The 13,905-nt window shown below is 44.2% G+C and carries 16 protein-coding genes; 5 read left to right on the forward strand and 11 right to left on the reverse strand.

Annotation, left to right across the window (positions count from 1 at the left end; genetic code table 11):
- Positions 1-232: 232 nt before the first annotated feature.
- Together FME95_RS00970 and FME95_RS00975 are read right to left on the reverse strand one after the other, a co-directional pair.
- Positions 233-1,351 (reverse strand): siderophore-interacting protein, encoded by a 1,119-nt coding sequence (locus FME95_RS00970; protein WP_147712316.1) that lies wholly within the window; start codon positions 1,349-1,351, stop codon positions 233-235.
- Between the two features lie 279 nt (positions 1,352-1,630).
- Positions 1,631-2,203: an acyl-CoA thioesterase gene (locus FME95_RS00975; RefSeq protein WP_147712318.1), complete on the reverse strand. Its 573-nt coding sequence runs from the start codon at positions 2,201-2,203 to the stop codon at positions 1,631-1,633.
- A gap of 210 nt (positions 2,204-2,413) precedes the next feature.
- Here FME95_RS00975 and FME95_RS00980 point away from each other — a divergent pair, with 210 nt between their 5' ends.
- The gene (locus FME95_RS00980; protein WP_147712320.1) at positions 2,414-4,681 is read left to right on the forward strand and encodes a YgiQ family radical SAM protein; all 2,268 of its coding nucleotides are present in this window, start codon (positions 2,414-2,416) and stop codon (positions 4,679-4,681) included.
- Positions 4,682-4,736: 55 nt separating this feature from the next.
- Here FME95_RS00980 and FME95_RS00985 read toward each other — a convergent pair whose 3' ends face one another.
- From FME95_RS00985 to soxR, 3 genes are all read right to left on the reverse strand, one after another.
- A complete protein-coding gene (locus tag FME95_RS00985) occupies positions 4,737-5,912 on the reverse strand; it encodes a tRNA-queuosine alpha-mannosyltransferase domain-containing protein (RefSeq protein WP_147712322.1) in 1,176 nt (391 codons plus the stop codon).
- Positions 5,902-6,357, reverse strand: a complete 456-nt coding sequence (locus tag FME95_RS00990) for a dCMP deaminase family protein (RefSeq protein WP_147712324.1) — start codon at positions 6,355-6,357, stop codon at positions 5,902-5,904. Before FME95_RS00990 ends, FME95_RS00985 begins: the two co-directional genes overlap by 11 nt.
- 87 nt (positions 6,358-6,444) lie before the next feature.
- The gene (gene soxR / locus FME95_RS00995) at positions 6,445-6,882 is read right to left on the reverse strand and encodes a redox-sensitive transcriptional activator SoxR (protein WP_147712326.1); all 438 of its coding nucleotides are present in this window, start codon (positions 6,880-6,882) and stop codon (positions 6,445-6,447) included.
- 230 nt (positions 6,883-7,112) lie between these two features.
- Between soxR and FME95_RS01000 the strand changes: the two genes are divergently transcribed.
- A complete protein-coding gene (locus tag FME95_RS01000) occupies positions 7,113-8,318 on the forward strand; it encodes an MFS transporter (RefSeq protein WP_222709886.1) in 1,206 nt (401 codons plus the stop codon).
- Positions 8,319-8,347: 29 nt separating this feature from the next.
- Here the strand turns inward: FME95_RS01000 and FME95_RS01005 are convergent, their stop codons facing one another.
- The 3 genes from FME95_RS01005 to FME95_RS01015 all read right to left on the reverse strand — a co-directional run bounded on the left by FME95_RS01005 (position 8,348) and on the right by FME95_RS01015 (position 9,836).
- On the reverse strand, positions 8,348-8,797 hold the full coding sequence (locus FME95_RS01005) for a GNAT family N-acetyltransferase (RefSeq protein ID WP_147712330.1): 450 nt from the start codon (positions 8,795-8,797) through the stop codon (positions 8,348-8,350).
- A 67-nt stretch (positions 8,798-8,864) separates the two neighbouring features.
- Positions 8,865-9,533, reverse strand: coding sequence for an HAD family hydrolase (locus FME95_RS01010; RefSeq protein WP_147712331.1), 669 nt, complete (start codon positions 9,531-9,533; stop codon positions 8,865-8,867).
- Positions 9,534-9,686: 153 nt separating this feature from the next.
- A complete protein-coding gene (locus FME95_RS01015) occupies positions 9,687-9,836 on the reverse strand; it encodes a hypothetical protein (RefSeq protein ID WP_147712333.1) in 150 nt (49 codons plus the stop codon).
- 428 nt (positions 9,837-10,264) lie between these two features.
- On the opposite strand from FME95_RS01015, the gene FME95_RS01020 reads away from it, so the two are divergent.
- Complete coding sequence (locus FME95_RS01020; protein ID WP_147712335.1) at positions 10,265-10,507, forward strand: type II toxin-antitoxin system Phd/YefM family antitoxin; 243 nt, start codon at positions 10,265-10,267, stop codon at positions 10,505-10,507.
- Positions 10,508-10,514: 7 nt separating this feature from the next.
- Positions 10,515-10,814 (forward strand): type II toxin-antitoxin system RelE/ParE family toxin, encoded by a 300-nt coding sequence (locus FME95_RS01025; protein ID WP_147712337.1) that lies wholly within the window; start codon positions 10,515-10,517, stop codon positions 10,812-10,814.
- A 79-nt stretch (positions 10,815-10,893) separates the two neighbouring features.
- Here FME95_RS01025 and FME95_RS01030 read toward each other — a convergent pair whose 3' ends face one another.
- A complete protein-coding gene (locus FME95_RS01030; RefSeq protein ID WP_147712339.1) occupies positions 10,894-11,160 on the reverse strand; it encodes a CopG family ribbon-helix-helix protein in 267 nt (88 codons plus the stop codon).
- 176 nt (positions 11,161-11,336) lie between these two features.
- Positions 11,337-12,287 (reverse strand): AraC family transcriptional regulator, encoded by a 951-nt coding sequence (locus tag FME95_RS01035; RefSeq protein WP_246109299.1) that lies wholly within the window; start codon positions 12,285-12,287, stop codon positions 11,337-11,339.
- A gap of 59 nt (positions 12,288-12,346) precedes the next feature.
- Between FME95_RS01035 and FME95_RS01040 the strand changes: the two genes are divergently transcribed.
- Complete coding sequence (locus FME95_RS01040) at positions 12,347-13,309, forward strand: alpha/beta hydrolase family protein (protein WP_147712341.1); 963 nt, start codon at positions 12,347-12,349, stop codon at positions 13,307-13,309.
- A gap of 73 nt (positions 13,310-13,382) precedes the next feature.
- Here FME95_RS01040 and FME95_RS01045 read toward each other — a convergent pair whose 3' ends face one another.
- Positions 13,383-13,841, reverse strand: a complete 459-nt coding sequence (locus tag FME95_RS01045) for a GNAT family N-acetyltransferase (protein ID WP_147712343.1) — start codon at positions 13,839-13,841, stop codon at positions 13,383-13,385.
- Positions 13,842-13,905 lie beyond the last annotated feature (64 nt).

The raw sequence follows: 13,905 nt of genomic DNA on the forward strand, positions 1-13,905 counted from the left end.
TTTGATCTTTGTCTTTGATATGAAAACTTGAGTGCAAGCTTGAAAACGCTCATCACAACGAGAGTGTTTTTTATAGCAAGCTTCTGGATAAAAATGATTGAAAGGTAGGTTAGGTCTGGTGTGAGCCTAATAAGTAAGTGGGTTGTAGCACTAATTCAACATTTAAAATGTTTGTTAGGGTGAACTCGAACCGTATGACAATGGCTGTATGTAGTGAGTGTTACTTATTGATTTATTTTATCCTCCAATAAGCTTTTACATTGTTGTTTTTCCCTGGTAGGGCTCGTTTATTACGCAGATAATGCCGTACTTTTTTTGCGGATACTGATTCAAAAGCAGCCCAAACCGCATCGATATTTTTTATTTTTTCGATAGTAGAGATGACTTCTTCTGCCTGATCTTGAGGGGTGCATATTATGTTATGAATTTGAGTTCCTTCCGGTAAAACTATGGAATCAAAGTAGCTTTGTTCAGTACTTTTTGAACTGATTGTAATGAGGATAGGAGCGGTTGGGTTTTGCCAAAGCTCAAGAATACCAGCGATAGCAGGGTAGGCAGTCTCATCTGCTATGAGTAGTGCTTGTCCTTCCTTTAAGTGCGGATGATTATCCTTTGACTCTGATTGGCTCATAATGATGTCGCCAATGATCAAGTTTTTAGCCCATAGGCTGCCAGCGGTGTCATTGTGAGTATAGATGTCTACATAGGCGAGATCATTGTGCAGCGAGGATTCATTACTTTTCCACGCCTTCCTAAGTGTATAAGGCCGAGTGTTTTTCTTTGTTTTTGCCAGTAATTTTCTGCGAGATTCTTTTGAAATATGTTTGAGTAACCAGACGAAAAATCGATTCAATAATGCTTTTAACCATTGATCGCTCTTTTTATTTTTTTGCTGTTTAGTTGAGTGATGTTTTAATGATTTTAGCGAAAAGGCATAAGCATAACCTGCATAGTATTCAGGTAGTGATGTTTGCGTTTTTACAGTGAGCCTGATTATATTTTTTGTAATGTTTTCTTTTTTTATAACCTCAAAAAAGCAGGTTCCGGTATTATTTAAATCGATTCCCTGCTTGACGGCTGCAATATAGGCGAGGTAAAAAATTTTCTCTTCTATAGACCCTTCTACCTCAAATGGAATGAAAACAGTATTAGCTGTTTCAATCTCTTTGTAGAACAGTTGAACCATAATTCCTTCATGGAAAATATCGACGAGAGTTGCTCTAGATACAGGCTCTTGAGTGACTTGACTGCTCGCGATGATATTCACTTCATGTTGATGGTTTTGATTTACATGATCAATAATATCTTGTTTTAGGTCGATATCTTGAATGGCCGTGTACGATTTTTTCATAGACTTTTTTTATTGAGTGTCGAGGTGAGATAGTTCAGTAGAGCCTATTTCAAATGAGAATAAATTGCATTAAAAAATACAATAGATCACTAGAATGCAAAAAATAGGTGACGAGCAGGTTGGAAGGGGTGAGGGGCGATTAGGCATATGCACTATTGTTTAGCCAGTAATTTAGTGTCGTTATTTCAGCAAACAAAAAAAGCAGCGCGAGGCTGCTTTTCTTATGAGCTTTTTTATCAGGCTGTTTTTGAGCTATGAGCCGCAAAAATCAGCCATTGGTTAGCTTTTATCAGTGTTCATGTATTTATCGAATTCAGCGTCGATCTGTTCGCTGGTTAGGTTTTCTATTTTATCTTTCCATTTACTGTGCAGTGCAGAAAGGTGTTCGTTGTGCCGTGCTCTGAGTTCTTTGCGTAATTTAGCCGCAATGAAACGTGCCTTTTGCGTGCTGTCGACCAGCTTAAGCGGTGGCACCTTGCTCGGTTTGCCGTTTTCGTCCACTGCAACCATGGTTAAATAGCAGCTGTTGGTGTGACGTTGCGTGTTGGTTTGGATATCTTCGGCGACGATTTTAACGCCGACTTCCATCGAGGTATTGCCAACATGGTTAACAGACGCCAGCAGCGTCACCAGTTCGCCAATTTTGATCGCTTCTTTAAATTGAACGTGGTCAACCGATAGCGTCACCGCATATTTGCCGCAATAGCGAGCGGCGCAGGTGTAAGCGACTTGGTCAATCAATTTAAGCAAGCTACCACCGTGCATATTGCCGGAAAAGTTTGCCATGTCCGGCGTGATCAGGACCGTCATTTCTACTGTGTTATTACGTTCGTCATAGTGTTGTTTGGTCATTTCTGTAGCCTGTTATTCATGTATATAGCTAGTGTAATCTAACCTAACAGTGTTGCTATTCCTATTTAAGTACTAATTTAGCACTGAAGCTCGATTTATTGCGCTTGAATTACGCTCTAGAGTGCTTGAACCAAAGGCGGATAGGCCAGAACGCGACGTATTCGGGCGGCTCTGCTACTATGCGCGCTTAACTTTACCGATACTGGCCTTATGCATAAAACCGCACCTGATTTATTCAAATACCCGAAATACTGGGCGTCCTGCTTCGACCCCGCACCTTTTTTACCGATGAGCCGTGCCGAAATGGACCAGCTCGGTTGGGACAGCTGCGATATTATCCTAGTAACGGGCGATGCCTATATCGATCATCCTAGTTTTGGCATGGCGGTTATCGGCCGTTTATTGGAAGCACAAGGTTATCGCGTCGGTATTATTTCCCAGCCAGATTGGCGCAGTGCCGAACCCTTTAAAGAACTCGGTAAACCGAATTTATATTTTGGTGTCACCGCGGGCAACATGGATTCGATGATCAATCGTTACACGGCGGATTTAAAAGTTCGTAACGACGATGCCTACACACCCAATAACGAAGGCGGTAAGCGTCCCGATCGTGCGGTATTGGTTTACAGCCAGCGCTGCAAAGAAGCCTATGCCGATACGCCGGTGGTGATCGGCGGTATTGAAGCCAGTTTGCGCCGTATCGCCCAGTACGATTACTGGAGTGATAAGGTTCGTCATTCGGTGTTGTTCGATGCTAACGCCGACATTCTGCTGTACGGCAATGCCGAGCGCGCATTGGTTGAAGTGACGCATCGTTTAGCCAATGGCACTCCTATTTCTGATATTACCGACGTGCGTGGCACCGTTGTGTTGCGCAAAACCGTACCAGATGGCTGGACGGTTATTGATTCTACTCGAATCGACTGGCCAGCAAACATTGGTGAGTTGACCGAGTTTGAGCGCGAAAACCCCTACCAAGAAGCCATGCAAAGTTCTTGTGCCTCAGGCTCGGGTAAGAGTGCTGGTAAAGATGCGGGCAATGATCAAACTGCAACAGTGCAAATGGCCGAGCCAATGGCAGCCACGGCGGTAGCAGAAGAAACCGAAGTACAGACCGTACGAGTGATTCCATTGCCGTTACAGCGTAAAGAAAAATTCGAAAAAGACACCAGCTGCATTCGCTTGCCGTCTTTTGAGAAGGTCAGTGCCGACCCCGCACTTTACGCCCATGCCAGCCGAATTTTGCACATGGAAGCCAACCCGCATAACGCTCACGTGTTAGTGCAAAAGCACGGCAACCAAGAAGTTTGGGTGAACCCGCCGCCGATCCCGTTGTTAACACATGAGATGGATGGCGTGTTTGATTTACCGTACGCCCGTGTGCCGCACCCCAGTTACGGGAATGCCAAAATCCCCGCGTACGACATGATCAAAACCTCGATCAACATTATGCGCGGCTGCTTTGGTGGCTGTACTTTTTGTTCGATTACCGAGCATGAAGGCCGAGTCATTCAATCGCGTTCGCACGAATCGGTATTGCATGAAGTCGAAGAGATGAAAGCCAAAGTACCAGGCTTTAGCGGCGCTATTTCCGATTTAGGTGGCCCAACCGCCAACATGTATCACCTCAACTGCATCAGTGATGAAATCCAAGCCAGTTGCCGCCGTTTAAGTTGTGTTTACCCAACCATTTGCGTCAACCTAAAAACCGATCATTCTGAAACCACTGAGCTTTACCGCAAGGTGCGTAAAACTGAAGGTATCCATACCGTATCTATCGCATCGGGTTTGCGTTACGACCTAGCGGTAGAAGACCCAGAATACGTTAAAGAATTGGTGACTCATCACGTTGGCGGCTATTTAAAAATTGCCCCAGAACATACCGAAGACCGACCATTAAAAATGATGATGAAACCGGGCATGGGCACTTACGACCGCTTTAAAGATATGTTCGATAAATTTTCTAAACAGGCCGGTAAAAAACAATATTTAATTCCGTACTTTATTGCCGCGCACCCCGGCTGTGAAGATGAAGATATGGTTAACCTTGCGCTGTGGTTAAAGAAACGCAAAATGAAAGTCGACCAGGTGCAAACCTTTTATCCTTCGCCGATGAGCTTGGCGACAGCGATGTACTATTCGGGCAAAAACCCGCTGAAAAAGGTTAACTACAAAAGCGGCCGAGTCAGCATTGTTAAGCAGATAGAACAACGCCAATTGCACAAAGCCTTGTTGCGTTACCACGATAAAAACCACTGGAAAGATATTCGCAAAGCGTTGGTGCGCATGGGCTTACAAAAGTTGATTGGTGATAAAGACCATCAGCTCGTACCAGCAGAAGGGCGCGGGCAATCGACAAAAGCCGTTGGCAAAAATACGGCGGGTAAAAACAATAACAAATTCAAACCTACCAGTCGGCCAGCTAACCGCAAGGGCGCGCGCTATACCGGCAAACCCAGCTCAAGTAAAAAACGCTAGGCGGTAATTTAACCGCCGCTTGTAACACTCACCGGGCAATAAAAAACCGTGAGTGTTACTCGATAGCGTTTAGCAACTGCTGATAATCGCTGGTCAAATTCCGCTGATAAAAACTCGATAAATCAGGGCTGCAAGGTAAACCCTGTTGCAGCCAATGCTTGAGTTTTTTAACCGCGCTGGTTGCTTGCTGGTGGATGCTTTTTTGGCCGTTGTATAAAAAATTCGCATCAAAAAATTCTGGGTAACTGAGTCGGTTTGGCAGCAGCGGCACGCAACCTTCGCTGACCGCTTCCATCACCGCAATACCTTGAAATTCATGGTCAGCGGTAGAAAGCACCACATCGCATTGCTGTAGCGTGGCTCGGTAATCTTCATCCTGTTCAATAAAGCCAGCTTGCTTAATCAGGTGAGCAAACTGCTGTTCAATTTGCTGCAATTCTGTTGGCACCGTTCTAAATTGTTGGCCGGTTAAAACAAAGCGAATCGGCAATGCTTGCTCGTTAACCTGCTTGATAATTTCCAACAACAAGGCTGGGTTTTTGTCCCATTCCCAGCGGTGATTCCATAAAACAGTTATACCGTTATCTTGGGTTGATGCTTTGGTTGCTTTCTCTAAAGCTTTAGAGCTTATAGTTTTACAGTCTGTAGCTGGAAGGCTGGATGTTTGAGAGGTTACAGCGTGAGCGTCTGGCTTTAGGGCGCGGGGTTCAACAATGGGTACCGCCAGCACGCTGGATTTATCCGCCAGTTTTTCTGTTATGCCTTTAGGCACTAAATCTGGCAGTTTGCGCATGAGCTCGGTTACGCCAGTTAAAAAACTTTGCTGGTTAAACTGGCTGTTAAACACCAAATAGTCGGCGCGTAATGCCGAGTAGAGGTTGACCATTTGCCAGTCAATCATGGCTTTAGGTTGGTTGGTTTTCGGGTAGGCGAATTGGTTTTCATGGAAGTACAGCAGGCTCGGAATATTACGCAGTGCAGGGTACAGGCTTTGCACTGTGGCAAGGTCGACACTTGAGGTTGCCACTAAAAAGTCGTAAGGCTGTGCCAGCGCAGGTTCATCGAGTGCCGCAAACGAAAGCGGTGCGCCGCGCATTCGCCACGAAAAATAGCGCGCCGGTAAGGCTAACAGTTGCCAATTAAAGTCGGTGTTATGCACCACAAACTCAGCCCAATGTTTTTGGCTTAACGCATGGTAGCCAGAAAGCAGCAAGGCATTTTTATGGTTCATTGCGCGCCAATTCAGCAAGCGGCAACCATTGAATACCAACACCGGCCTGTTCAAACATTTCTGCGCTGATCTTTATTTTATCGCCCCAGCGAGATAAAAAGTCGTCGCTCTGTTCAGGGCAATTAACGGTTTTAATACCGGTCTGAATAATTTTTGCCGCGCAATTGGGGCAAGGGAAGTGCGTTACCCAAATTTCACAACCAGTTAGGTCACGCTTGGCAAATAGAATGGCGTTTTCTTCGGCGTGCAGTGTTTTGAGCAATTTCATGTCGCGGTCGTCTTGATCGGCGCTGTCCGATATGCCGTGCGGGTAACCATTAAAACCAAGTGATACAATACGGTTATCTTCGGTGATCACCGCGCCCACTTGCGTAGAAGGGTCTTTACTCCACGAGGCAACTAATTGTGCCATTTGGAAAAAGCGCTTAGCCCATTTTAAATTCATTAGTTTTTACCTGTTTTTAGTAACGAATGTTATTTGCCTAATATTGTTGGTAAACGCGCAGCAGTGTAACCAAAATGCGGTGTGCAGTCATTCAGTCGTGTTTGAGTTTAGTTTTGAACCCTGATTATTTTCACCAAAGCTATCGTCTGGGTTAAATAGCTGGCACACACCGAGCGATAAACAGCCGCAGTTTATGCAGCTGTCTAGGCCGTCTTTTAGCTGGTTAAGGGTGTTGATTTTGGCTTCGAGCAAATCATTCCATTGGTTTGCCATTTGCTGCCATTCTTCTTTGCTCGGCGCTGCATGTGTTGGCAAACAGCCGAGCGACTGTTTGATCTCTTCTAGCGATAAGCCGACTTTTTGCGCGGCTTTAATGACTGCAACGCGGCGCAGTATTTGGCGGCTGTAACGGCGTTGATTACCGTTATTACGAGTGCTGCTAATTAAACCCTTTTGTTCGTAAAAGTGCAGCGTTGCCACGCTCACCCCAGAACGCTTGGCCACTTGGCCGACGCTCATTTCCATAACGGCTCTTCTCCATCGTCGCTCAGCGTTATAGCTATTCACTTAAAAAACGGCAGCAAAACACCAAAAAATGCTTTACCTAAAGTTAACTTGAGGTTTTAGCATGCCAGCGATTCATCAAAAAAGACAGTCACTAATCAAAAAGACGGTCACAACTTATCCATAACCACAATCAATCCATTACACGGCGATTTAAGAGAACGAACTTTATGCAAGCTATAAAAAGTCACATGACGAAAAAGACTCGGCATTACCTGTGTGCTTTGTTTTTCGATGGCCTCTCCACAGGCTTGTTTTTAATGGCATTACCCTGGTTGATGCTTTCGGGCGAGGGCAATGGCCTGTTTGTCGCCTCGGTTGCTATTGTCTGTACTGCTGCTTCCTTTTTGGTGACACCGTTTTTTGCCACGTTGATCGATCGGCATTCGCGCAAGCTGATTCTGCTCAGCATGCAAGGCTTGCAAGCGTTAACGGCAGTCATCACGCTGCTGGTTTCTATCTATGTTGAAAACCAACTCATCTGGTTAGCCGCAGCGCAACTAATTTTTTGGGTCAGTAGCGACGTCGCCTGGACAGCCTCCAATGCCTTTGTGCAAGAAAATTTCCAGCCAGAAGAATATGCGCAACTGGCAGGGCGGCAAGAGGTGGTGTTGCAAGGCACCACATTGGCCGCCGGTGCTTTGGGTATTTTATTATTGCAACGTTGGAGCCTGACGGAATTCGCCCTGTTTGCCAGCATTGCTTCAAGCTTGGGCTGGTTGTTTTTTCTGTTAACGCCCTATAACCGCCAGCCTCGATCGCTTCAAAGCAAAGCATCGTTCAAAGCCGAGCTGGTGCAAAGTGCGAGCTTGGTAAAAGCACAGCCGCGATTTTTTGCCTTGCTTATGCTGTCTACCCTGTCTTACCCATTGCTCACCTATTTGGCAAAACTGGTGCCTATTTGGTTTGCCGAGCAGGGCGTTTCTGGTAGTTGGTTTTCGGCCTATTACTTAAGTTTTGGGCTGGGTTCTTTATTGGTGGGTTTTGTTATTCAAAAGTTGTTAGCTCGGTTTCAACAAACTCAAATAATGTTGGCGGCGTTATTTGCCATTAGCCTGTTACTGTTAACCGTCGCCAATATACTTACGCCCATTTTTGTAGTCGGTTTTGCTGCGCTATTCGGCGTGTTTAATGCCGCTAATCGCATTGCGCGTATTAATTGGATGCATCACCAAATAGAAGTAAGTAAGCGCGGTCGCAGCGAAGGTGTGTTAACGCTGTTTAGCATTGCAACACAAAACTTATCTTATGTTGTCATCGCCTTGCTAAGCGCACAAAAAATAACCCATTACGGTTTTTATATTGCCGCAGTGGTTATGCTTTTTGCGGCGCTGGCATTTTATGGTTTAGTGAAGGGGCGTACAGCTTTAAATGACTCTCTTACTGTAAAAACCTAATGGGCTTTGAGTGGCAAAAGCAGGGCAGCCTAAATGGCAAGCACCATAATAAATTTATCGTCGGTTTGCTCAACAATGCGGTAACCGTGTTTTTGGTAAAGCCCTGTGTTTGCTTCAGTACAGCGTAAATACAACGCCGGTATGTTGAGTGTTTTGGCTTTTTCTTCCGCAAAGTTAATTAACTCAGTGGCATAGCCAAGGTTACGATGTTGCTCACTAATAAAAACACCATCGAGCCAGTAACGGTAGTCTGGGTATTCTGCAATGTTGCGAAACTTTAATTCGGCTGTGCCAATTAGCTGGTCATCTACAAAGCTCAAAAACATAATCGGCAATTGGTTTTTGTTAGCGCTGAGCTTCAGTTTTTCAGCCAGTGCTTCAACGGTAGGTGTAAACTCGCTCGCACCCCATTGATTAAAAAACCATTCGGCAACGGTGGGTAAAAGGTCAGGGTGATCGGCGAGGTAAGCTAGTTTCATGTTTGGAGTTGTTTTTTCTTAAAGTGGGAGTTGATTAATTTTATTAATTGGTTATCTACAATTTTAGTTATTCATTATTAGGTAAAAGCACAGATGGAATGTCCGTAATATTTTCGAGTTTATAGGTTGCACCGTTAAAGTCGGCTTTCTTGGTTAGCTGATTAGGTATGACAATACAATCAATTGATGCAGCCTTTGCTGCAAGTAATCCACGTGGAGAGTCTTCAATAGCCACGCATTCCTCGATATTAAAACCGCTGCGATTGGCAGCTGTAAGATATGGTTCTGGTGATGGTTTACTAAAGGCATAGTCTTCACGTGTTATCACAAAGTTAAAATACTTTAATAATCCTGTTCTATTATGGATTGTCTCAAAGTGGCTCTTGCGTGAACTGGTAACAATGGCCATTACATAATTAGACTTTAGTTTTTCGAGCGTTTCTTTAACGCCTTCAATGACAATATCTTCTTTGCTTAAATATTCGTTGTAGAGTTCATTACGTTTCTGCTTTAAAGAAGCAATATTTGACTCTGATAAGCCATGAAGTGATGCATATACTGAAGTACCGCTAGAGCCTTCTAAGAAATAGGTGTAAAAATCATCTGAACTGAGCTTTATTGAAAATGAAGCAAAGGCTTCCAGCGTGGCTTTGTAGTACCACTGCTCAGTATTAACAAGAATGCCATCGTTATCCCAAAGAATCGCTTTGTAGTTTTTGTTATTTAGAATATTCATAATTAATATTTATAGTGGGTGTCTGGTTAACTGTGGTTGACTCGTCAAGTTAGCTATAGGTGTCTACTAAAACGGGGGAAGTTCAAGCTCTGTTTAATTAGTTTGTTAGGAATTGATGTACTAAGTACATCAATGTTTATGAGTTTAGATTCTCTAATTCTTACAACCATTTTTATCACAGGTTATTTTTTGATGTGAATTAACCCAATGATCTGAGTGTTTTTTTGTATCGATACCACAACCCGTTTTACTCCCTTTGCTGCCATTATGAACTACACCAGTCGGGGTATGTTTAACTGCCATATTGCTCTCCTTTATTAGTGTCATGGAATATCTAACAGCGGTTATTTCACCACTCTCGCGGCATTATCCGAAGCGGCTTTTTCTAGTTACTGAAACCGACCGATTCCGTTGAATAACCCTAATATGCTATCTCTTAAACTAGCCTGTCAATTTGAGATGTTAGAAAAAAAATCGTCTGGCTGATTCTTACAGTGTTTCAACTGTGTAGGCTTAATTACTTGTGATTTAGGTGCAGGGTTTGGGTGCTAGATTTTGTGGATGGGTTTGGAGCGGAGAGGGCGTTGCTTTGTTGTTTTTGGCGTTATGGGTTAGCTGCCTGCGAGGCTGTTTCTTCCATATATTTTGCCCAAATCGCACGATTTAATTAAATTGAACATTTCGCACAAAAACCTATAATCCTACTGTTAACCCGAATTTGGAGTTTGTACATGCATACATTAACAGCCAATGACGCTAAGCGTAATTTTGGTGAGCTACTTCTCAGTGCTCAACGAGAGCCCGTTAAAATTAGCAAAAACAGCAAAGATGCTGTTGTTGTTATGTCTATTAAAGACTTTGAAGAGCTTGAAGCAATGAAAGCTGAGTACATTAAATATTGTTTTGAGTCTGCAAAAGAAGACCTAGCACAAGGTAATGCTATTGATGGCGAAACATTCTTAAAGAACTTGTAGCCAAAATATGCAATCGAAGAAATATAAGCTAAGTAAATTGGCTCAAATTCATCTACGCAAAATTAAAAGCTACACCGTTACTAACTTTTCTGAGTTACAGTGGAATAACTACAAAGGCAACCTACTTACAGCTTTTCAAATGCTTGCTGATAACCCTGCTGTTGGGCGAAGCTGTGATGAATTGTATCCAAACGGATTCTACTTCCCTGTTGGTAAGCACACGGCTTACTTTACCAAAGAAGATGGCTTTATTCTGATCGTTGCCGTTCTTGGTCAATCACAGTTGCCTCAGAACCATTTGAGATAAAACTAATATCCTAGGCTCAACTGTTAGAGTGCTGAAATTGGATTTTTCTCAGCAATAGACTCCGGTGAATACTGCAAGATCATGGTTTAGGTGGCGTCTTTTCATTTGGGCCTCCCCAGCTCTGTAGCCAAGATTCTACCTCTTGAGCACTAACTGCTTTACCGGACTTGATAGAATTAAGAGCCTCCAAGGTATCTGACCAGAGAGTCTCTACCATTTCTTGGCGTGCAATAAATTCTCTAATTGCTTGATTAATAAGGTAATTTTTACTTCTATCAAGCTTCTTTGAGAGGTTTTCAAGCGGGATTTTGACTTCATTATTGAGGCGGATACTGGTTAAGCTCATAACCGTTTGTTTTACCGCTCTCGAGGCACTATCTAAACTAAAGCGGATTTTTCAGGGTGCCGACTCTTACAGTGTTTCAACTGAGTGAGCATTCATTGTTTGTGGCTTGTGGCTTGTGGCTTGTGGCTTGTGGCTTGGAGCGGTGAGGGCGTTGCTTGTTGTTGTTTTTGGCGTTATTAGTTAGCTGCCTGAGAGGCTGTTTCTTCTATATATTTTGACGGTGGTTGGCCGACGTATTTACTAAATGCCGAGCTAAAGGCGCTGGCAGACTGGTAGCCAATCCGTTCTGCAATTGTGGCCATGGAATAGTTTTGCTGCCTGAGTAGGTCTTTTGCGATCGCCATGCGCCATCGAATAATGTACTCCATTGGCGTACAGCCGACCGCTTTACTAAAGCGTTGAAAAAACGCGGAGCGAGACAAGGAGGCCTCTTTTGCTAGCTGTTCTATGGTCCAAGCTTGGTTAACATCCTGATGTATTTTACGGATTGCCACCGCCAGCCGTTCATCAGCTAAGCCGACTAATAAGCCTGGCGCATCGGGCGTATTCATCTGAGTTCTAAAAGCTTCGATCAACAGAATTTCTAGTAGCCTAGACAAAACCGAGTCGCGACCTGGGCGTTGCGCTAAAGACTCTTCAATGACCAGTTCGACTAGTGTTGTCAGTTTTGTGGCGGCGCAAATATGCACCAGCTTTGGCAGCAGCGATACCAATAGATTGGAGTCGGGCGAGGCAAACTGACAATGACCAATGAGTAAGTGCGCATTTAATTCACGGCTTTCGTCACCGGCAAAAAAACGGTTAGCTGCAGTTTTAACGGGGACTGAATCCGGCATGTTTAACGCAGGGGGTGGGCTGCTGCTGACAGTAAAATTATGCGCTTCTGGAACAAGAATAAAATCGCCAGCGGTTAAAGCAATCGGCTCATCGCCCTGTAATGTGAATTCGCAACGGCCATCTAACACAACACAATAAAAGGGGTTGCCGATTTCTTCGCGCCGAATGCGCCATGTGCCGGCGGCATGCAGCACCTTAGAAAAGTCGGCCTTCGGCTGTAATAGGTTCACAATACTCGAAAGAGGATCGCTCATATCAATACCATTGATAACGTAATTTGGATTTTTCATTATATATCGTTCAGGTTTGTTTCGGTAGAGTGAGTAGCTCAATCGCTAAAGGAACCTTTATGAATAATCTCGTTACGGAATCTAAAATGATTCCAGACTCTACTAGCCAACTGACTCAGTCGATAAGCCCAGTTAGGCTCGCAATTGAGGGGCGTGAAACGCTGCTTGAGCTTCGCATTACGATGCCATTGAGTGGCGATAACATTCCGATTATCTTGCTTTCGCATGGTCACGGGCCGTCGTCGTATTTACCTTCTAAAGATGGCTATGCGCCGCTGGTCAATTATTATGCCGAGCAGGGGTTTGCCGTTATTCAACCGACTCATGCCAGTTCAAGAGTTGGCGGTTTAGCTGAAAGCCATGCCGATGCGCCGTTATTTTTAAACGAAAGAGTGCGCGAAATAAAAACCATTTTGGACAACTTGGTGCACATTGAACGCGACATAAGTTCTGTTTCTGGTCGGCTCGATAAAGAACGCATCGCAATTGTTGGTCATTCCGCAGGTGCGATGACCGCCGCTATGCTCATGGGCATGTTGCTACCAGAAAACCAAAGCGCATTAGATGAGCGCATTAAAGTTGGCGTGCTGCTCGCGGCTGTTGGTAAAGGCGGCGATGATTTAATTCAATCTGCAAGAGAGCGATTCCCTCAGATTAATCCCGATTACGCATCAATGAAGATTCAAAATTTAGTTGTGTATGGCGACCAAGATTTGAGCCCTCACTTTACTCACAGAGGTGCCGACTGGCATGCAGATGCGTATCATCTTTGCCCCGCGAGCGATTATTTACTGACACTCATCGGCGGCAAACACGGGCTAGGTGGCATAGCGGGTTATGATGCCAAAGAAACAGACGATGAAGATCCCGACCGCCTCGCCATTACCCAAAAAATGACATCGGCTTATTTAAAGTCGGCGTTATATAAAGGTGATACTGCTTGGAAAGATGCCTGTGCAGCCTTGAGTACTTCTGCCAGCAAACACGCATATGTAGAGCGTAAGCACAGCGCCGAAAGTTAACAGTGTTTTAACGTTTTATTGGTGTAGAAACTAGAACAGGCAGAACAAGCGAAGCTTTTATCTGCCTGTATTTTTAACTGCTCTTAAAACGCTTTACATCTAACTCCATTTCTACGCAATCAATACCTTCACCAAATCCATTTGGTGTTGTTTTGGCTATAACAAAGCCCTTTGTGCTGTAGAAGTCCGACGTGTGTTGAGAGGTTTGTATTTTAACTTTTTCAACTCCAGCGATAAGCTTAATTTTAGACAGCCTAAAATCCGTCAATTTAGAGCCAAGACGCTGATTGTGGAACTCACGCAGTACCATTCCCCAAGTTAAAGATGCGTTTCCATTAACAATATTAAAACCACCACAAGCCAGAACCTTTTCATTCTGTCGGTAAACGTAATAGCAACTTTCGCTATCTATTGAATCTAGGTACTCGCAGAAATCCTTTCGCTCAGACGGGTCAAAATACTTCCCGACATTGCTATCAAAAACCTCTAAACACTGAGGCTTTAGTTCTTTATTGTATTGCTGAAAGCTCATGTATTTCCTTGCTTGTTATCACTAAGAACAGCGGTGGAAGGGCTGGCACATAATTGTGCAGCAG

This window comes from Reinekea thalattae, from assembly GCF_008041945.1.
In the GTDB taxonomy this organism is placed as follows: Bacteria; Pseudomonadota; Gammaproteobacteria; order Pseudomonadales; family Natronospirillaceae; genus Reinekea; species Reinekea thalattae.